Annotated in this window: 20 protein-coding genes; 12 read left to right on the top strand and 8 right to left on the bottom strand. The window is 68.7% G+C overall.

Annotated elements, in window-relative coordinates:
• Positions 1–97: 97 nt before the first annotated feature.
• From ACAG26_RS04965 to ACAG26_RS04955, 3 genes are read left to right on the top strand one after another with little or no spacing between them, the layout of a single operon-like run.
• Positions 98–1,651 carry a succinic semialdehyde dehydrogenase gene (locus tag ACAG26_RS04965; protein WP_370480107.1) on the top strand — a complete coding sequence of 518 codons (1,554 nt, stop codon included), beginning with the start codon at positions 98–100 and terminating at the stop codon, positions 1,649–1,651.
• A gap of 37 nt (positions 1,652–1,688) precedes the next feature.
• The gene (locus ACAG26_RS04960) at positions 1,689–1,916 is read left to right on the top strand and encodes a hypothetical protein (protein WP_370480105.1); all 228 of its coding nucleotides are present in this window, start codon (positions 1,689–1,691) and stop codon (positions 1,914–1,916) included.
• A complete protein-coding gene (locus ACAG26_RS04955; protein ID WP_370480103.1) occupies positions 1,916–2,179 on the top strand; it encodes a hypothetical protein in 264 nt (87 codons plus the stop codon). Before ACAG26_RS04960 ends, ACAG26_RS04955 begins: the two co-directional genes overlap by 1 nt.
• A 7-nt stretch (positions 2,180–2,186) precedes the next feature.
• Here the strand turns inward: ACAG26_RS04955 and ACAG26_RS04950 are convergent, their stop codons facing one another.
• Positions 2,187–3,305, bottom strand: coding sequence for an NAD(P)H-dependent flavin oxidoreductase (locus tag ACAG26_RS04950; RefSeq protein ID WP_370480100.1), 1,119 nt, complete (start codon positions 3,303–3,305; stop codon positions 2,187–2,189).
• A complete protein-coding gene (locus tag ACAG26_RS04945) occupies positions 3,305–4,957 on the bottom strand; it encodes an acyl-CoA synthetase (RefSeq protein ID WP_370480097.1) in 1,653 nt (550 codons plus the stop codon). Before ACAG26_RS04945 ends, ACAG26_RS04950 begins: the two co-directional genes overlap by 1 nt.
• A gap of 69 nt (positions 4,958–5,026) precedes the next feature.
• Here ACAG26_RS04945 and ACAG26_RS04940 point away from each other — a divergent pair, with 69 nt between their 5' ends.
• Entirely contained in the window at positions 5,027–5,815 is a 789-nt protein-coding gene (locus ACAG26_RS04940) for a crotonase/enoyl-CoA hydratase family protein (protein WP_370480095.1), read from the top strand.
• A gap of 4 nt (positions 5,816–5,819) precedes the next feature.
• Positions 5,820–6,791 (top strand): NAD-dependent epimerase/dehydratase family protein, encoded by a 972-nt coding sequence (locus ACAG26_RS04935; RefSeq protein ID WP_370480093.1) that lies wholly within the window; start codon positions 5,820–5,822, stop codon positions 6,789–6,791.
• Between the two features lie 70 nt (positions 6,792–6,861).
• Here the strand turns inward: ACAG26_RS04935 and ACAG26_RS04930 are convergent, their stop codons facing one another.
• Genes ACAG26_RS04930 through ACAG26_RS04920 form a run of 3 tightly spaced genes read right to left on the bottom strand, consistent with a single transcriptional unit; the run spans position 6,862 to position 9,880 of the window.
• Complete coding sequence (locus tag ACAG26_RS04930) at positions 6,862–8,067, bottom strand: cytochrome P450 (RefSeq protein ID WP_370480090.1); 1,206 nt, start codon at positions 8,065–8,067, stop codon at positions 6,862–6,864.
• The gene (locus tag ACAG26_RS04925) at positions 8,064–8,804 is read right to left on the bottom strand and encodes an acetoacetate decarboxylase family protein (protein ID WP_370480088.1); all 741 of its coding nucleotides are present in this window, start codon (positions 8,802–8,804) and stop codon (positions 8,064–8,066) included. Before ACAG26_RS04925 ends, ACAG26_RS04930 begins: the two co-directional genes overlap by 4 nt.
• 44 nt (positions 8,805–8,848) lie before the next feature.
• Positions 8,849–9,880, bottom strand: a complete 1,032-nt coding sequence (locus ACAG26_RS04920) for an LLM class F420-dependent oxidoreductase (protein ID WP_370480086.1) — start codon at positions 9,878–9,880, stop codon at positions 8,849–8,851.
• A gap of 58 nt (positions 9,881–9,938) precedes the next feature.
• On the opposite strand from ACAG26_RS04920, the gene ACAG26_RS04915 reads away from it, so the two are divergent.
• Genes ACAG26_RS04915 through ACAG26_RS04895 form a run of 5 tightly spaced genes read left to right on the top strand, consistent with a single transcriptional unit; the run spans position 9,939 to position 14,470 of the window.
• The gene (locus ACAG26_RS04915) at positions 9,939–10,931 is read left to right on the top strand and encodes a Zn-ribbon domain-containing OB-fold protein (RefSeq protein ID WP_370480084.1); all 993 of its coding nucleotides are present in this window, start codon (positions 9,939–9,941) and stop codon (positions 10,929–10,931) included.
• Between the two features lie 8 nt (positions 10,932–10,939).
• On the top strand, positions 10,940–12,007 hold the full coding sequence (locus ACAG26_RS04910; RefSeq protein ID WP_370480082.1) for a thiolase domain-containing protein: 1,068 nt from the start codon (positions 10,940–10,942) through the stop codon (positions 12,005–12,007).
• Positions 12,004–13,185, top strand: a complete 1,182-nt coding sequence (locus ACAG26_RS04905; protein WP_370480080.1) for a thiolase domain-containing protein — start codon at positions 12,004–12,006, stop codon at positions 13,183–13,185. Before ACAG26_RS04910 ends, ACAG26_RS04905 begins: the two co-directional genes overlap by 4 nt.
• A complete protein-coding gene (locus ACAG26_RS04900; protein ID WP_370480078.1) occupies positions 13,182–14,066 on the top strand; it encodes a TIGR03619 family F420-dependent LLM class oxidoreductase in 885 nt (294 codons plus the stop codon). The genes ACAG26_RS04905 and ACAG26_RS04900 overlap by 4 nt, the downstream gene beginning before the upstream one ends.
• Positions 14,063–14,470 (top strand): nuclear transport factor 2 family protein, encoded by a 408-nt coding sequence (locus ACAG26_RS04895; protein ID WP_370480075.1) that lies wholly within the window; start codon positions 14,063–14,065, stop codon positions 14,468–14,470. The genes ACAG26_RS04900 and ACAG26_RS04895 overlap by 4 nt, the downstream gene beginning before the upstream one ends.
• A gap of 128 nt (positions 14,471–14,598) precedes the next feature.
• Here the strand turns inward: ACAG26_RS04895 and ACAG26_RS04890 are convergent, their stop codons facing one another.
• Positions 14,599–15,123, bottom strand: a complete 525-nt coding sequence (locus tag ACAG26_RS04890; protein WP_370480073.1) for a gamma carbonic anhydrase family protein — start codon at positions 15,121–15,123, stop codon at positions 14,599–14,601.
• Positions 15,124–15,236: 113 nt separating this feature from the next.
• Between ACAG26_RS04890 and ACAG26_RS04885 the strand changes: the two genes are divergently transcribed.
• Complete coding sequence (locus ACAG26_RS04885) at positions 15,237–16,391, top strand: Rieske 2Fe-2S domain-containing protein (protein WP_370480070.1); 1,155 nt, start codon at positions 15,237–15,239, stop codon at positions 16,389–16,391.
• Positions 16,388–16,855: a hypothetical protein gene (locus tag ACAG26_RS04880; protein WP_370480068.1), complete on the top strand. Its 468-nt coding sequence runs from the start codon at positions 16,388–16,390 to the stop codon at positions 16,853–16,855. The genes ACAG26_RS04885 and ACAG26_RS04880 overlap by 4 nt, the downstream gene beginning before the upstream one ends.
• Positions 16,856–16,867: 12 nt before the next feature.
• Here the strand turns inward: ACAG26_RS04880 and ACAG26_RS04875 are convergent, their stop codons facing one another.
• Positions 16,868–18,016 (bottom strand): sulfotransferase, encoded by a 1,149-nt coding sequence (locus ACAG26_RS04875; RefSeq protein WP_370480066.1) that lies wholly within the window; start codon positions 18,014–18,016, stop codon positions 16,868–16,870.
• Positions 18,016–18,798 (bottom strand): SDR family oxidoreductase, encoded by a 783-nt coding sequence (locus tag ACAG26_RS04870; RefSeq protein WP_370480063.1) that lies wholly within the window; start codon positions 18,796–18,798, stop codon positions 18,016–18,018. The genes ACAG26_RS04875 and ACAG26_RS04870 overlap by 1 nt, the downstream gene beginning before the upstream one ends.
• Positions 18,799–18,800 lie beyond the last annotated feature (2 nt).

Genomic DNA, 18,800 nt, shown 5'->3' with positions numbered 1-18,800 from the left:
CGCCGGCGTTCACACCCGCCGACTGTAGACCAGCCCAAACCGGCCGAGTAGGTTGGCGGATAACCGCTTAGTTACTCACCAGTAGGGAGTGCCCATCATGCCCGCTCCGTCCGCTGCGGACTTCGCCCGACTGCGTCAGCTGGTCGCCATCGACGATGTCGACGCGCGCCAGACGCGGACGATCGATGAGGTGTTCACCGGCAAGGAGCTGACCACCATCCCGGTCGGCACCGCCGACGACGTCACCGCCGCATTCGCCAAAGCCCGCGCCGCGCAGGCCGACTGGGCCCAGCGGCCGGTCAAGGAGCGCGCCGCGATCATCGGACGGTACCGCGACCTGGTGGCGGCCAACCGGGACTTCCTGATGGACGTCGCGCAGGCCGAGACCGGTAAGGCCCGCTCGGCCGCGCAGGAAGAGATCGTCGACATCATGCTCAACGCGCGCTACTACGCGCGCGAGGCCGCCAAACTGCTGGCCCCCCAGCGGGTGCAGGGGCTGCTGCCCGGGTTCGTCAAGACCATGGTGATCCGGCACCCCAAGGGGGTCGTCGGGGTCATCTCGCCGTGGAACTACCCGATGACCCTGTCGATTTCGGATTCCATCCCGGCGCTGCTGGCCGGTAACGCGGTGGTGATCAAACCGGACAGCCAAACGCCGTACTGCACCCTGGCCAACGCCGAACTGCTGTACCAGGCGGGGCTGCCGCGCGAGCTGTTCGCGGTGGTGCCCGGCCCGGGGTCGGTGGTCGGCACCGCGATCGTGAACAACTGCGACTACCTGATGTTCACCGGGTCCACCGCCACCGGCCGCGCGCTGGCCGAACAGTGCGGCCGCCGGCTGATCGGGTTCTCCGCGGAGTTGGGCGGCAAGAACCCGATGATCGTGACCAAGGGCGTGAACCTGCCCGAGGTCACCAAGGCCGCGACCCGCGCCTGCTTCTCCAACGCCGGGCAGCTGTGCATCTCCATCGAACGCATCTACGTCGAGCGGGACATCGCGCAGGAGTTCACCGCCGCATTCGCCGAGCGGGTGCGCAATATGAAGCTGTCGGCCGCCTACGACTTCTCCGCGGACATGGGCAGCCTGATCTCCGAGGACCAGATCAAGACGGTATCCGGTCATGTCGATGACGCCAAGGCCAAGGGCGCCACGGTGGTCGCCGGCGGCAACGCCCGCCCCGACATCGGCCCGTTGTTTTTCGAGCCGACGGTGCTGGCCGACGTCACCGACGAGATGGAATGCGGACGCAACGAGACCTTCGGGCCGGTGGTGTCGATCTACCCGGTGGACAGCGTGGAGGAGGCCATCGCCAAGGCCAACGACACCGAATACGGCCTGAACGCCAGCGTGTGGGCCGCCACCAAGGCCGAGGGCGAGGCGATCGCCGCGCGGGTCCGGGCCGGGACGGTCAACGTCGATGAGGGCTACGCGCTGACGTTCGGCAGCACCGCCGCACCGATGGGCGGCATGAAGGCCTCCGGGGTGGGCCGCCGGCACGGCGCCGAGGGCCTGCTGAAATACACCGAGTCACAGACGGTGTCGACCGCTCGGGTGCTGAACCTGGATCCGCCGCTGGGGATTTCGAACACGTTCTGGCAGAAGTCGCTGACCCCGATGATCCGGGCGATCCAAAAGCTACCCGGGCGCTAACTTTCCCATTATGGGAATGTGGGCGTAACCTGGCGGTATGGCGACAACGGTGGAAACCGACGATCGAAGTCGGGTTGTGCTCCCGGGACACCCCAACCGGCGGTTCGTCGTCCGCGAGAACGCCGACGGCAGCATCTTGCTCCAACCAGCGCGCGTGGTGACCGAGGCGCAACACGAGTACGACAGCGACCCCGAGTTGCGCGAGTTGCTGGCCCGGGCCACCGCATCGCCGACGGTTCGTCGGGCGCGTCAGCGCAGAAGTTAGTGACCGTCGAAGGCGACTACTCGGCGGTGGCTAACGCCCAACTCGACGCGCTGGAGTCCGGTCCCGACGTCGATCTCTACAACGCGGTCCTCGACGCCTGTGAGCTGATCTTCCGCATGCCCGGGCAGGCGCACGCGCTGTCCAGTGCAATCACCACCAAAGACGGTATCCGCATGCGGCTTCCGGTCCCTGGGCATCCGCCCGACAAAGTGTTCTGGTCGACCGAGGGCCCGCGCATCGAAGCCGTGTTCCCGCACCCGTAGCGATCGGTTAGCTGTCCCGGACGTCGTCGAGTCGGCGGCTGGCGGCGTCGAACCCGGACACCAACTCGGCGATGATGTCGGCGACCGGTCGGATCTGGTTCATCCGCCCCACGATCTGACCGACCGGCATCGCCACCGCGGTCGGGTCGGTCGAGCGGCTCATCCGCTGATGAGCCTCGCCGACCAGAATGTTTTGCAGCGGCATCGGCAGCGGTTCGGGGGCGTCCGGGGCGTCCCAGGCGTCGGTCCAGCGGCTCTTGAGCAGCCGGGCGGGTTTGCCGGAGTAGATGCGGCGGCGCACCGTATCGCTGGAGGTCGCACCCAGCAGCGCCTGCTGGATCACCGACACCCCGGACTCGCGGGCGCCCAGGTCGTATTCGGCGGCGGTGAGGAACGCCGAGCCCATCCACACCCCGGACGCGCCCAGCGCCAACGCCGCGGCCACCTGCCGGCCGGTGCCGATCCCGCCGGCGGCCAGCACCGGCGCCCGGCCGTCCAGCGCGTCAACGATTTCCGGCCACAGCACCATGGACCCTATCTCACCGGTGTGCCCGCCGGCCTCGTAGCCCTGCGCGACCACGATGTCGACCCCGTTGTCGACGTGGCGCAGCGCGTGTTTGGCCGACCCGGCCAGCGCGGCCACCGGCACCCCGGCCGCATGCGCCTGGGCGATCACGTCGGTCGGCGGGGAACCCAGCGCGTTGGCGATCAGCTTGATCGGGTGGCGCAGCGCGACCTCGACATGCGAGCGCGCCACCGAATGCAGCCAGCCCAGCACCCCGGCGGATTTCTGCTCGTCGGCCGGCAGCGGCGGCACCCCCAGGTCGGCCAGCGTCTTGTCGACGAAGGCGCGGTGCGCCGCCGGGATCAGCTTGTCCAGGTCCGGCGCCGCCCCTTCGGTGGGCACCTTGGCCGGCATGACGATGTCGACGCCGTAGGGTTTGCCGTCGGTGTTGGCGTCCATCCAGCTCAGCACGGCCTCGAGGTCGTCGGCCTCGTTGAACCGCACGCAGCCCAGCACTCCCAGCCCGCCGGCGCGGCTGACCGCCGCGGCCACCTTCTCCGACGGGGTGAAGACGAAGATCGGGTAGTCGATACCGAAGCGGTCGCACAGATCGGTGCGCACTACCTGCCTGCCCCCACGTGGTTGGCGTGCACCTCGTCGGCGGGCCGCGCCTCGGTCTGCTCCTTGGCCCAGCGGTAGTCGGGTTTGCCGGCCGGTGAGCGTTTCACCTCGTCGACGAACCACAGGCTGCGCGGCACCTTGTAGCCGGCGATCTCGGAACGCACGAAGCTGTCCAACTCGGCCAGCGCCGGGCGGGCCCCCGGGCGGGGTTGCACGACGGCGGCGACGTGCTGGCCGTAGCGCGGGTCGGGCACCCCCACCACCAGCGCGTCGAACACGTCGGGGTGGCCCTTGAGGGCGGCCTCGACCTCCTCGGGGTAGATCTTCTCGCCGCCGGAGTTGATCGACACCGACCCGCGGCCCAGCATGGTGACGGTGCCGTCGGCTTCGACCTGCGCGTAGTCACCGGGGATGGCGTAGCGCACCCCGTTGATGGTGCGGAACGTTTCGGCGGTCTTCTTCTCGTCCTTGTAGTAGCCGACCGGGATGTGCCCGCGTTTGGCGATGATGCCGCGCACCCCCGAGCCGGGCTGAACCTCGTTGCCGTCCTCGTCGAGCACCACGGTGGTTTTGTCGATGGTCACCCGCGGACCGCCGCTGTGCGCCTCACCCTTGGCGACGATGCTGGTACCGCCGAACCCGGTCTCGGAAGAGCCGATGGAGTCGGTGATGACCCGGTTGGGCAGCAACTCCAGCAGCCGTTCCTTGATGCTGTGGCTGAACAGGGCCGCGGTGGACGCCAGCAAGAACAGCGACGACAGGTCGTAGTCGTGGCCGGCTTCCTGGGCGGCCAGCAGCGCGTCGAGCAGCGGGCGGGCCATCGCGTCGCCGGTGAAGAACAGCAGGTTGACCTTGTGGTCGTGGATGGTGCGCCACGCCGCGTCGGCGTCGAATTCCGGTGCCAGCACCACGGTTTGGCCGGAGAACAGCGACATCCAGGTCGCCGACTGGGTGGCGCCGTGGATCATCGGCGGGATCGGGTAGCGGATCATCGGCGGGTTGGCGGCGGCCTGGGTGGCCAGGTCGTACTCGCCTTCAATGGGCTGACCGGTGGCGAAGTCGGTGCCGCCGAACAGCACCCGGTAGATGTCCTCGTGGCGCCACATCACGCCCTTGGGGAATCCGGTGGTGCCGCCGGTGTAGAGCAGGTAGATGTCGTCGGCGCTGCGCTCCCCGAAGTCGCGTTCGGGGGAGCCCTGCGCCAGCGCGGCCTCGAACTCCACCCCGCCGTAGCGGCCGAAGTCCGCATCGGAGCCGTCCTCGACCACCAGCACGGTCTTGACGGCGGGGGTGTCGGGCAGCACGTTGGCGACCCGGTCGGCGTATTGGCGCTCGTGCACCAGCGCCACCATGTCGGAGTTGTCGAACAGGTAGCGCAGTTCACCCTCGACGTAGCGGAAGTTGACGTTGACCAGGATGGCGCCGGCCTTGACGATGCCGAGCATCGCGACGACGATCTCGTTGCGGTTTCGGCAGTACAGGCCGACTTTGTCGTCCTTTTTCACCCCCTGAGCGATCAGGTAGTGCGCCAAGCGGTTGGCCTTCTCCTCCAGTTGGGCGTAGGTCAACTGCTGGTCGCCACAGATCAGGGCGACGCGGTCGGGCACGGCGTCAATGGCATGTTCGGCAAGGTCGGCGATGTTCAGAGCCACGGACCCAAACTAGAACGTGTTACATTTCGACACAAGTCTGTTGGCCCTCCCGCGGAAAGGCGGTTATCGGTGAGCGACCCCCATGCGCTGGTTGAGCAGCGCGGACACACCCTGATCGTGACGCTGAACCGGCCCGAGGCGCGCAACGCGCTGTCCTCCGAGATGCTCTCGATCATGGTCGACGCGTGGGACCGGGTCGACAACGACGACGACATCCGGTCCTGCATCCTCACCGGCGCCGGCGGCTACTTCTGCGCGGGCATGGACCTCAAGGCGGCCACCGCCAAGCCGCCGGGCGACTCGTTCGCCGACGGCAGCTACGACCCGTCGCGGATCGACGCGCTACTCAAGGGCCGCCGGCTGACCAAGCCGCTGATCGCCGCGGTCGAGGGCCCGGCCATCGCCGGCGGCACCGAGATCCTGCAGGGCACCGACATCCGCATCGCCGGCGAAAGCGCCAAGTTCGGCATCTCCGAGGCGCGCTGGAGCCTGTACCCGATGGGCGGCTCGGCGGTGCGGCTGGTCCGCCAGATCCCCTACACGGTGGCCTGCGATCTGCTGCTGACCGGCCGGCACATCAAGGCCGCCGAGGCTAAAGAGATCGGGTTGATCGGCTACGTGGTGCCCGACGGTTCCGCGCTGGACAAGGCGCTGGAGATCGCCGAGATGATCAACAACAACGGGCCGCTGGCCGTGCAGGCGATGCTGCGCACCATCCACGAGACCGAGGGCCTGCACGAAAACGACGCGTTCAAGATCGACACCCAGATCGGGATCAAGGTGTTCTTGAGCGAGGACGCCAAGGAGGGGCCGCGCGCGTTCGCCGAGAAGCGCGCACCCCAGTTCAAGAACCGCTGACCCGGTGCGCGTCGCGGTCACCGGGGGCACCGGCTATCTGGGCGCCCACACGGTTCGGGCGCTGCTGGGCGCCGGGCATGCGGTGCGACTGTTGGTGGCACCCGGGTGCGCCGACGAGCCGGTGATCGGCCGGCTCGGGGAACTCGGCGCGTTGAGCACCCTGGACGGCGATATCCGCAACGCCGACACCGTGGCCGCGCTGCTCGACGACTGCGACGCCGTGTTGCACGCCGCGGGGGTGGTGGGCACCGACAGCCGCCGCGAGCAGTTGATGTGGGAGGTCAACGCCCACGCCACCGAGGCGATCCTGACCCGCGCCGTGGAAGCGGGCCTGGATCCGGTGGTGTCGGTGAGCAGCTACAGCGCATTGTTCCCGCCCCCGGACGGGGTGATCGGGCCCGACTCCCCCACCGTGGCGGGCCGCAGCGCCTACGCCCGCACCAAGGCCTACGCCGATAAGGTGGCGCGCCGACTGCAGGATGCGGGCGCCCCGGTGGTGGTCACCTACCCGTCCAGCGTGGTCGGCCCGGCGTTTGGGACAGCCCCCGGGGTGACCGAACAGGGCTGGGCGCCGATCGTGCGGTACCGGGTGGCGCCGCGGCTGCGCGGCGGGATGCAGATGGTCGACGTGCGCGACGTGGCCGACGTGCATGCGGCGCTGCTGCGGCCCGGACGCGGTCCGCGCCGCTACGTGTGCGGCGGGCGGCTGCTGAGCTTCGAGGAGATGATCGCGGCGCTGGAGACCGGCATCGGGCGGCCGATCCGGCGGATCCCGGTCGCGCCGAGCGTGTTTCGCGGCCTCGGCCGGGCCGCCGACGCGGTGGGCCGGTTCCTGCCGCTCGGCGACGGCCTCAGCTACGAGGCGGCGCTGCTGTTGACCGCGGCCACCCCCACCGACGACAGCCGCACCCTCGACGAACTCGGGGTGGCCTGGCGGTCCCCGGTCGAGGCGATCATCGAGTCCGTGCGGGTCTAGCTCCCGCGAGCAGACGCAAAAGCCCCTTGCAACCACCGAAGTTGGGGGCTTTTGCGTCTGCTCGGCGCAACTAGCGCAGCACCGGGGCGGTGGGGGTGAACACCACCGGCATCGCTTCGGGGCCGCTGACGAAGTTGGCCGGCCGCAGCGGGACCGCGTCCTGCCCGGCCAGCCGCAGATCGGGCAGCCGCTGCAGCACCCGGGCGGTCATCATGCTCAGTTCCAGCCGGGCCAGCTGGTTGCCCAGGCAAAAATGGGTGCCGAAACCGAACGCCACGTGGCTGTTGGGGTCCCGGTCGATGCGGAAGTTCTCCGGATCACCGAACACCGATTCGTCGAAGTTGGCCGATTCGAACAGCAGCATCATCTTCTCGCCCTCCTTGAGTTCCGTGCCGTGGAACTCGGTGTCGGCGGTCAGCGTGCGGCACATGTTCTTCACCGGCGACGTCCAGCGCAGCATCTCCTCGATCGCACCGGGTAACAGCGACGGGTCGGCGACCAGCCGGTCCCACTGGTCGCGGTGCCGCAGCAGCTGCTCGGTGCCGCCGCTCAGGGTGTGCCGGGTGGTCTCGTCGCCGCCGATCAGGATCAGCAGCGTCTCGAAGACGATCTCGTCGTCCGACATCCGCTGCCCGTCGACCTCGGCGTTGACCAGGATGGAGAACAGATCGTCGGTGGGTTCGCGGCGGCGCTGGGTGATCACGTCCTTGGTGAACTCGGTGTAGGCGGCGAACGCGGCCATCACCGCCTGAAACTGCGGCGACGTCGGGTCGAAGTGGGAGCTCAGGCCGGCCACCAGGTCGTCGGACCACTTCAGCAGCATGCCGCGGTCCTCGGGTAACACCCCGAGCATGTCGCCGATCACCGCCATCGGCAGCGGGGCGGCGATGTCGCGGACGAAGTCGCATTCGCCACGCTCGCACACCGCGTCGATCAGGGTGTCGCACAGCGCGGCGAGTGCCGGCTCCCGGTCCTTGACCCGTTTGCGGGTGAACCCGGCGTTGACCAGCTTGCGGCGCAACAGATGCGCGGGATCGTCCATGTCGATCATGTACGGCATCCCGGGCTGGTCCGGGCGGATGCCGCCGGTGGAGGAGAACAGTTCGGGACGGCGTTCGGCGTCGATCACCGCCTGGTAGGTCGCCGCGGCGGCCAGGCCGTTGCGGTCCCGGAACACCGGCTGGTTGGCCCGCATCCAGCGGTACGCGTCGCGGGCGCCGCCGTCGGCGTAGAAGGTGCCGTCGGTGAGGTCGACGTCGAGGGCCGTGGTGGTCATCGGGCCGCCTCGATCTCGTGCGCGTCGCCGAAGGTCATCTGCACATTGGCCGACGACTGGCTGGCCAACGCCCGTTTCGGCAGCCCGAGCGCGGCCAGCTCCTGGGCGTAGGGGTGGTCGCCGAGCCGCAGCCGCGCCCCACCCAGCCGCACCCGCATCCCGTAATTACGCATCTCCCACGGGATTTCGCGGGTCACGCCGTCGCTGTGGCTGTAGGTGGTCAACACCTGCGGTCGCGACGTCAGCGCCGACGGGATCGGCAGGCCCGCACCGAATTCGATGCCGGCCACCAGCTGGCCGTCGACGGTGACGTCGAAGTCGAACCGCGGCGTCTCGCGCACCGTGAAATCCGCCATCACCTTGGGGAAGCCCCAGATCCGCCGCCCGGCTTCCAGGGTGAAGCTCTGATTGACCGGCAAATGGTGGATGAAGGCGGCCGCCGAGCCCAGCGCCCGCGGCCCGCGCGCGGTGGACCCGGGCGGGTTGACCATGACCGCGGTGCCGAATTCGTGATACTGCCCGAGGTCGCCGTCGAGGTAGCGGACCAGCATCAGCATCGTCATCGCCCGACCGGGCCGATATTCGCACACCGACAACCCGCTGTAGTCGATGAGCCGCTGCGCCGCGGTCGCGGGCACCGAGAACATCGCGACGTGGGTGTCGGCCTGGCGGATGCGCACCGGCATGGTCAGCACGGTGCCGGCGATTGTGTGCTGGGACAGGTTTCCGGCAGTCATACCGCCAATTTAGAACGTGTTCTAATCCGGCGGTAGCGCTTTGGTCAGATCAGGGTGGCCAGCTCCTGAATCTGCGCGGCGCTGCGGGCCGACACCACCATCATCGTCACCCCGGCGGCTTCCCACACCGTGATCTGCTTGCGCACGTAGTCGATGTCGCCGACGATCACCGCGTCGTCGACCAGCTCGTCGGGGATGACCGTGGCGGCCTCGTCCTTGCGGCCCGAGCGGAACAGCGCGGTGACGTCGTCGACCACCTCCGCGTAGCCCATCCGCCGGTACACGTCGGCGTGGAAGTTGGTGTCCTCGGCACCCATCCCGCCCATGTACAGCGCCAGGAACGGTTTGATGCCGGCGAACGCGGCGGGACGGTCGTCGGTGATCACGACCTGCGCGGTCGCGCAGATCTCGAAGTCCTCCCGGCTGCGTCGCGCGCCGGGCCGGGCGAAGCCCTCGTCGAGCCATGCGTTGTAGGTGTCGGCCATCCGCGGGGTGTAGAAGATCGGCAGCCAGCCGTCGCAGATCTCGGCGGCCAGCGCGACGTTCTTGGGGCCCTCCGCGCCGAGCATCACCGGGATGTCGGCGCGGCGCGGGTGGGTGATCGGCTTGAGGGCCTTGCCCAGCCCGGTGGTGCCCTCCCCGGTCAGCGGCAGCGGATAGTGCGGGCCGGCGCTGATGACCGGGGCCTCGCGCGCCCACACCTGGCGCAGGATGTCGATGTATTCGCGGGTGCGGGCCAGCGGCTTGGGGAAACGCTGCCCGTACCAGCCCTCGACGACCTGCGGGCCGGACACCCCCAGGCCGAGGATGTGCCGGCCACCGGACAGGTGATCGAGCGTCAGCGCGGCCATCGCCGCCGCGGTCGGGGTGCGCGCCGACAGCTGCACCACCGAGGTGCCCAGCCGCACCCGGCTGGTGGCCGAACCCCACCAGGCCAGCGGGGTGTAGGCGTCCGACCCCCACGCCTCGGCGGTGAAGACGGCGTCGAAGCCGGCCGCCTCGGCCGCCGCGACCAGTTCGGCGGCGTTTTCCGGGGGCTGCGCGCCCCAATAACCCAGCTGGAGTCCAAGCTTCATGCGATCGCCTTCCGGCCCGTTCTTGAAACCATTGTTAGAACCTGTTCTACTCGATGCTGTGACTGCCAGCCAAAGCCACCCAACGCTGATGGGCCAGCATGAGCCGCCCCTGTCCGCGCCGCTGCAGATGTCCTTCGACTACACCCGTTCGGTCGGCCCCACGCTCGGTGCGTTCTTCACCGCCTTGCGTGAGCGCCGCGTCGTCGGGGTGCGTGGTTCCGATGGTCGGGTCCATGTCCCGCCCGTCGAATACGACCCGGTCAGCTATGCACAGCTGACCGAGATGGTACCGGTGAGCAGTGTGGGCACCGTGACGTCCTGGAGTTGGCAGGCCACGCCGCTAGCGGGCCAGCCGCTGGACCGCCCGTTCGCCTGGGCGCTGATCACCCTGGACGGCGCGGACACCCCGATCCTGCACGCCGTCGATGCCGGTGAGCCGGCCGCGATTGCCGCCGGCACCCGGGTGCACGTGCACTGGGCGGACGAGCCGGTCGGCGCGATCACCGATATCGCCTACTTCGCGCTCGGGGACAACGCCGAGCCGGTTCCCGACAGCAGCGATGACCGGGATCCGGTGACCATGGTGGTCACCCCGATCAACCTGGAGATCCAGCACAGCGCCTCGCAGCCGGAGAGCGCCTACCTGCGGGCGCTGCAGAACGGCAAGCTACTCGGGGCGCGGACCGGCACCGACGGCAAGCTGTACTTCCCGCCGAAAGAGGCCGACCCGGCGACCGGTTTGGTGCTCGACAATTTCGTCGAGCTGCCGGACAAGGGCACGGTGACGACGTTCGCGATCATCAACATCCCGTTCGCCGGTCAGCGCATCAAACCGCCGTATGTGGCGGCCTATGTGCTGCTCGACGGCGCCGACATCCCGTTCTTGCACCTGGTGTCCGACATCGACGCCCATGAGGTCCGGATGGGGATGCGCGTGCAAGCCGTGTGGAAGCCGCAGGAGGAGTGGGGCCTGGGCATCGACAACATCGAGTACTTCCGGCCCAGCGGCGAACCGGACGCCGACTACGACACCTACAAGCACCACCTGTGAGGGGCAGCATGACCGAACGCGAGGTCGCGGTGGTGGGGTTCGCCCACGCCCCGCACGTCCGCCGCACCGACGGCACCACCAACGGCGTCGAGATGCTGATGCCGTGTTTTGCCCAGCTGTATTCCGAGCTGGGTCTCACCCAGACCGATATCGGCTTCTGGTGTTCGGGATCCTCGGACTACCTGGCCGGCCGGGCGTTTTCGTTCATCTCGGCGATCGACTCGATTGGCGCGGTGCCGCCGATCAACGAGTCGCATGTGGAGATGGACGGGGCCTGGGCGCTGTATGAGGCCTACATCAAGGTGTTGACCGGCGAGGTCGACACCGCGCTGGCCTACGGGTTCGGCAAGTCCTCGGCCGGGGTGCTGCGCCGGGTGCTGGCGTTGCAGACCGACCCGTACACCGTCGCGCCGCTGTGGCCGGACTCGGTGTCGATCGCCGGGCTGCAGGCCCGCCTCGGGCTGGACGCGGGCACGTGGACCGCCGAGCAGATGGCCCAGGTCGCGGTGGAGTCGTTCGCCCGCGCGGACCGGGTGGACTCGGAGAAGCCGGCCAAGAGCATCGACGAGCTGTTGGGCCGGCCGTACTTCGCCGACCCGCTGCGCCGCCACGACATCGCACCGATCACCGACGGGGCGGCCGCGATCGTGATCGCGGCCGGCGACAAGGCCCGCGAGCTGTGCGAAAACCCGGCCTGGATCACCGGTTTCGAGCACCGCATCGAGTCCGGCGCGCTGGGCGCGCGCGATTTGACCCACTCGCCGTCGACGACGGCGTCGGCGCGGTCGGCGACCGGGGAGGCCGCGGCGGCGGTCGAGGTCGCCGAGATCCACGCCCCGTTCACCCATCAGCAGCTGATCCTCACCGAGGCGATGGGGCTGCCGTCGTCGGCGCGGGTCAACCCGTCCGGCGGGGCGCTGGCGGCCAACCCGATGTTCGTCGCCGGGCTGGAACGGATCGGGTTCGCCGCCCAGCACATCTTCAACGGGACCGCGCAGCGGGTGCTGGCGCACGCCACCAGCGGGCCTGCGCTGCAACAGAACCTGGTGGCCGTCATGGAGGGTCGGGACAAGTGACCAAACAACGGGCCGCGGTGCTGGGCACCGGCCAGACCAAGTACGTCGCCAAGCGGCAGGACGTGTCGATGAACGGCCTGGTGCGCGAGGCCATCGACCGGGCGCTGGCCGACTCCGGATCCACATTCGACGACATCGACGCCGTGGTGGTCGGCAAGGCACCCGACTTCTTCGAGGGCGTCATGATGCCGGAGCTGTTCATGGCCGACGCCGTGGGCGCCACCGGCAAGCCGCTGATCCGGGTGCACACCGCCGGGTCGGTGGGCGGCTCCACCGGGGTGGTGGCCGCCAGCCTGGTGCAGTCCGGTAAGTACCGCCGGGTGCTGGCGATGGCCTGGGAGAAGCAGTCCGAATCCAACGCCATGTGGGCGCTGTCGATTCCGGTGCCGTTCACCAAGCCGGTCGGCGCCGGCGCCGGCGGCTACTTCGCGCCGCACGTGCGGGCCTACATCCGCCGCGCCAACGCCCCCACCCACATCGGCGCGATGGTGGCGGTCAAGGACCGGCTCAACGGCGCCAAAAACCCGCTGGCCCACCTGCACCAGCCGGACATCACGCTGGAGAAGGTGATGGCCTCGCAGATGCTGTGGGACCCGATCCGGTTCGACGAAACCTGCCCGTCCTCCGACGGCGCCTGCGCGCTGGTGATCGGCAACGAGGAGACCGCCGACGCCCGGGTGGCCGACGGACATCCGGTGGCCTGGATTCATGCCACCGCGCTGCGCACCGAGCCGCTGGCCTACTCCGGGCGCGATCAGGTCAACCCGCAGGCCGGCCGGGACGCCGCGGCCGCGCTGTGGAAGGCGGCCGGCATCACCAGCCCGATCGACGAGATCGACGCGGCCGAGATCTACGTGCCGTTCTCCTGGTTCGAGCCGATGTGGCTGGAGAACCTCGGGTTCGCGCCCGAGGGCGAGGGCTGGAAGCTCACCGAGGCCGGCGAAACCGCGATCGGGGGCCGGCTGCCGGTCAACGCCTCCGGCGGGGTGCTGTCCAGCAACCCGATCGGCGCGTCGGGCATGATCCGGTTCGCCGAGGCCGCGATCCAGGTGATGGGCAAGGGCGGCGACCACCAGGTGCCGGGTGCGCGCAAGGCGCTGGGCCACGCCTACGGCGGCGGCTCGCAGTACTACTCGATGTGGGTGGTCGGCGCCGACAAGCCCGCGGGCACGTCGTGAAATACACCTGCAGCATCGCGATGGGGCCCATCGACCAGCTGGTCGAGCTGGCCCGCACCGCCGAAGAGGTCGGATTCGACGCGATCGCGCTGCCGGATTCGCTGTTCTACATGGAAAAAGCCGCCGCGGACTACCCGTACACCCCGGACGGCTCGCGGATGTGGGACGAGAACACGCCGTGGGTGGATCCGCTGATCGCCGCCGCGGCGATGGGCGCGGTGACCTCCACGCTGCGGTTCTACACCAACGTGATGAAGCTGGGCTCGCGTAATCCGCTGCTGCTGGCCCGCCAGGTCGGCTCGGTGGCCAACCTGACCGGCGACCGGTTCGGCTTCGGGGTCGGGATCGGGTGGGCACCCGAGGAATTCGAATGGTGCGGGGTGCCGTATGCGCGCCGCGGCGCCCGGGTGGACGAGATGATCGAGGTGATCAAACTCGTGCTGGCCGGCGGCATGGTCGAATTCCACGGCGAATTCTTCGATTTCGACCGGCTGCAGATGAGCCCGGCGCCGTCGCGCCCGGTCCCGTTCTACGTCGGCGGGCACACCGAGGTGGCACTGCGGCGTGCCGCCCGGGTCGGCGACGGCTGGACCAGCGCGATGATGACCTGCGAGCAGCTGGGCCAGACCATCGAGAAGTTGAATGCGTTGCGCGCCGAATTCGGTCGCGCCGAGCAGCCGTTCGAGTATCAGGCGGTGTGCATCGACAAGTTCGGGGTGGACGGCCACCGCGAGCTGGCCGCCGCCGGGGTCACCGACAACATCGTCATCCCGTGGATGTTCGACGGTTTGGGCTTCGACGCGCCGCTGGCCGCCAAACAGGATTCGCTGAAACGCTTCGCCGACACCTATATCCACTCCGGATGGCAGGACCAATCATGACCGAACACCCCGCCCAGGCGGCCGGCCGTCGCTCCCGTGAGGCCGTGGCCGCCCGCGACAAGGACGCCTGGCTGGCGATCTTCGCCGATGACGCGATCGTGCAGGACCCGATCGGGCCGTCGCACTTCGACCCCGAGGGCAAGGGACATCGCGGCCGCGACGAGATCTCGGCGTTCTGGGACAAGGCCATCGCCCCCACCGACAAGATCGAGTTCAACTTCGTCGACAGCTTCCGCTGCGGGGACGAGGAAGCCAACGTCGGCAACATCGTCATCACCATGGGCGGCCACCAAATCACCACCGACGGCGTGTTCACTTACCGGGTCAACGACGCCGGCCAGCTGGTGGCGCTGCGCGCGTACTGGGAGTTGGACCGCGCCGCGGCGACCGCCCGCAAGCTGTAAAGCGCCTGGCCCCGTCGAGCCGCTGGGCCCATCGAGCCGCTGGGCCCGTCGAGATCGACGTTACCGCGGCGTCTTCTCGCACTTTTGCGCGCCAACGTCGATCTCGGCGCAAACAGGCGACGCGGGAATCAGAGCGGTTCCAGGCCGGCGCGGTAGCGCTGGGCCAGCTCCTGGTAGGCCTTCGGGTTGACGTTGACCCACATTTCGGCGCCGGTGCCGGCGATCGGGCCCTTGACGGTGGCCGGTGCCCCGGTCACCAGCACCTCGTCGGGAACCTTGGTGCCGCCGACCACCAGCGACCCGGCGGCGACCATCGCCCGTGACCCGATCACCGCACCGTCGAGCACGGTGGCGTGGTTGGCGATCAACGCCTCGGCGCCGACGTGCACGCCATGGATGACGCACATATGCGCCACCGTCGCGCCCGGTCCGATGTCGACCGGGATGCCCGGCGGCGCGTGCAGCACCGAGCCGTCCTGCACGTTGGCGCCCTCGCGCACCACGATGGGGGCGTAGTCGGCGCGCAGCACGGTGTTGAACCACACCGACGCGCCGGCCTCGACGGTGACGTCGCCGATCAGGGTCGCGGTGGGAGCGACGAACGCGGTGGGGTCGATGCGCGGCGATCGGCCTTCAAAGGAAAACAGCGGCATCGTTCAGATATACCGCAGCGTGGGTACACAAGCTTACGAGCAGCCGTTATTGCGCAATCCGACGAAAAAACTGTAACGTGTTCTAGTTAGAAGCTACGGAACTGGGAGGCGTGATGGCGACCGAGACGGCCGGTATTCGCGAGATCGACACCGGCACCCTGCCTGACAGGTACGCCCGGGGGTGGCACTGCTTGGGCCCGGTACAGGACTTCCTGGACGGCCAGCCGCACGGCATCGAGATTTTCGGCACCCATCTCGTGGTCTTCGCGGATTCGCAGGGCGAGGTGAAGATCCTGGACGGCTACTGCCGGCACATGGGCGGCAACCTGGCGCAGGGCACCATCAAGGGCGACGAGATCGCCTGTCCGTTCCACGACTGGCGCTGGGGCGGTGATGGCAAGTGCAAGCTGGTGCCCTACGCCAAGCGCACCCCGCGGCTGGCCCGCACCCGCGCCTGGACCACCGATGTGCGCGGCGGGCTGCTGTTCGTCTGGCACGACCACGAGGGCAACCCGCCGCCGGAGGAGGTCCGGATCCCGGAGATCCCGGAATGGTCCAGCGGGGAGTGGACCGAATGGCGGTGGAACAGCATGGAGATCGATTCCAACTGCCGCGACATCATCGACAACGTCACCGATATGGCGCACTTCTTCTACATCCACTACGGGCTGCCCACCTATTTCAAGAACGTGTTCGAAGGCCACATCGCCTCGCAGTACCTGCACAACGTCGGCCGCCCGGACGTCAACGACATGGGCACCACCTACGGTGAGGCGCACCTGGATTCGGAGGCCAGCTACTTCGGCCCGTCGTTCATGATCAACTGGCTGCACAACAGCTACGGCGGATTCAAGGCCGAGTCGATCCTGATCAACTGCCACTACCCGGTGAACCAGGAGAAGTTCGTCCTGCAGTGGGGGGTGATCGTGGAAAAGCCCAAGGGCATGGACGACGCAACCACCGAGAAGCTCGCGGCGGCGATGACCGACGGCGTCAGCAAGGGCTTCCTGCAGGACGTCGAGATCTGGAAGCACAAGACCCGCATCGACAATCCGCTGCTGGTCGAGGAGGACGGCGCGGTCTACCAGATGCGCCGGTGGTATCAGCAGTTCTACGTCGATGTCGCCGATGTCACCCCGGAGATGACCGACCGCTTCGAAATCGAGGTGGACACCACGGTGGCCAACGAGAAATGGCACGTGGAGGTCGAGGAGAACCTCAAACGCCAGGCCGCCGAGAAAGAGAAGGCCGAACAGGGCTCGGCATGACCGACCCCGGGCCGCAGCCGCCGCCAGACGTCGATCTGCTGGCTCGGTCCATGCTGTCCCTGCACGGCCCGCACGACGACCACGACCACCCGCCGTCCGACGACGCCGGCGTCGGCCGGTGGGCGAAGGCCCCGGATTTCGCCAACGATCCGGCGCGGGCCGCCGAGGTGGCCGCCGCCACTCGCGCCGACCGCGAACGCTACCTGACCGCGGGACTGGTGCCGGTGGACTGCCGGTTCTGCCACGCCACCGTCGCCGTCAAGAAGCTGGGGCCCGGACACACTGCAGTGCAGTGGAACTCCGAGGCCACCGGGCGCTGCGCATATTTCGCCGAGCTGCGCGCCACCGGCGAGCACAGCGGCCGGGCTCGGTCCTGCCCGAAACTCGCCGACAGCATCAAACACGCGGTCGCCGAGGGCTGCCTCGAAGAGGTGTCCAGCGCCCCGGCCCCCGGCGACGGCTGAGCGTCCCGCGGGTCACAGCCCGGCGAAGCGCTCCTTGACCGCGTCGCTGGTCAGCCCGTAATCACCCAGCGAATAGGTGTGTTTGGGCGCCCGCGGGCCCTGTTTGCTCGCGGCGTGGCTGGCCTGCATCGCCGCTCGGGCCGCCTCGGTGAGCGGCAAGCCGAAGTGGCGGTAGATGGACTCCACGGTCGCCAGCGGATCGGCGACGAAGTCGGCGTAGTCGACGTCGCAGAACTGCGCCGGGTTGTGGTTGGCGCGTTCGGCGGTGAACCGCCGCAGCCCCCGCGACCAGGTCTGGATGGCGTCCTCGCCGATCTGCGCCCCGACAAAGCTGTTCGACCAGCCCGCGGTGGTGTGCTGGGCCAGCGAGCACATCGACGCCATGATGGTCTCGGCCGGGCGGTGGCACTGCACGACGAGCGCGTCGGGATAGGTGGCCATCAGCGCGTCCAGCGCGAACAGGTGGCTGGGGTTCTTGAGCACCCAACGCTTCTCGGCGTCGTGCAGGCCGATCAGCTGCAGGTTGCGGCGGTGCCGCCGATACGACGGTCCCCAGTCCTGCTCCGACAGCCACTGCGCGTAGCTGGGCAGATGCGCCAGCGTCTCATAGGACACCGAATGCAGCGACTGGCGCAGCAGCTGCCAGCACTCCTCCAGCTCGTCGGCGGTCATGAAGTGCAAACCGGTGTAGCCGGGGTTTTCGTCGTGGTGCTGGCTGAACTGGGCCTGCAGCTGCTGGAACACCGGGTCGGTGTCCCAGGTGTCCCGCGGCGGGCGCGGCTGCGGGTATTCGGCCAGCCACATCTGCAAACCCTGGTGGGCGGGGTCGGCGCCGAGCAGCCGATGCAACGCGGTGGTGCCGGTGCGCGGCAACCCGGTCACAAAGATCGGCCGCTCGATGACGACGTCGGCGTGCTCGGGGTGTTGCTGCCAGGCGGCCTGCGACAGCAGCCGGGCCACCAGCGCACCGCGCAGAAAGAACCGGTTCATCTTGCTGCCCAACGGCGTCAGGTCGGCCTCCCGCTGGTAGGAGTCCAGCAGCACCGCCAGGGCTTCGCGGTAGTTGTCGTCGTCGGCCCCGAAATCGTCGAGCCCGACGAACTTGCTGGCCGAGGCGTGCAGGTCCTCGACGGTGCCGACATCGGTGCGTTCTGCGGCCATCAAGATTTGTACTCCCCGCAGTTGACGTCGAGGGTCTGACCGGTGATGCCGCTGGCCAAGTCGCTGGCCAAAAACAGGATCGCCGAGGCGACCTCGTCCTCGGTGGGCAGCCGCTTGAGGTCGGAGTTGGCGGCGGTGGCGTCATAGATCGCCTCCACCGTGGTGCCGTACTTGCCGGCCTGATGCTCGAAGTAGCTTTTCAGGGTGTCGCCCCAGATGTAGCCGGGCGCAACGGAGTTGACCCGGATTCCGTCGCTGCCGAGTTCGCTGGCCAGCGACTGTGACATCGCCAGCAGTGCCGACTTGGCCATCTTGTAGGCGCCGTACTTGGGCTGCGAATGCCGGATCACCATCGAGTTGACGTTGACCACCGCACCGTTGGTCTCCGCCAGGGCCGGGGTGAAGCCCTGGATGAGCCGCAGCGCACCCAGCACGCTGAGCTCGATCGCGTCCCGGATGTGTTGAAAACTGGTGCCGGCCAACGGTTTCATCGACGGTACCCGGAAGGCGTTGTTGATCAGCACATCGACCTTGCCGTAGGCGGCCAGGGACTCGCTCACCAGGTTGGTCACCTGCGCCTCGTCGGTGATGTCGGTGGACACCGCCACCGCGCGCCGGCCACTGTCGGCAACCCGTTTGGCCACGTCGTCGAGTCGCTCCGCGGTGCGCGCGGCCAGCACCAGATCGGCGCCCGCCGCCGCGCAGCGCTGCGCCAGCGTGGTACCCAGTGCGGGACCCACACCGCTGATCACCACGACCTTGCCGTCCAGCATTCCGGCCATCA

Source organism: Mycobacterium sp. pUA109, assembly GCF_041287095.1.
Lineage (GTDB): Bacteria > Actinomycetota > Actinomycetes > Mycobacteriales > Mycobacteriaceae > Mycobacterium.
This window is presented reverse-complemented; position numbering and strand designations above follow the sequence as displayed.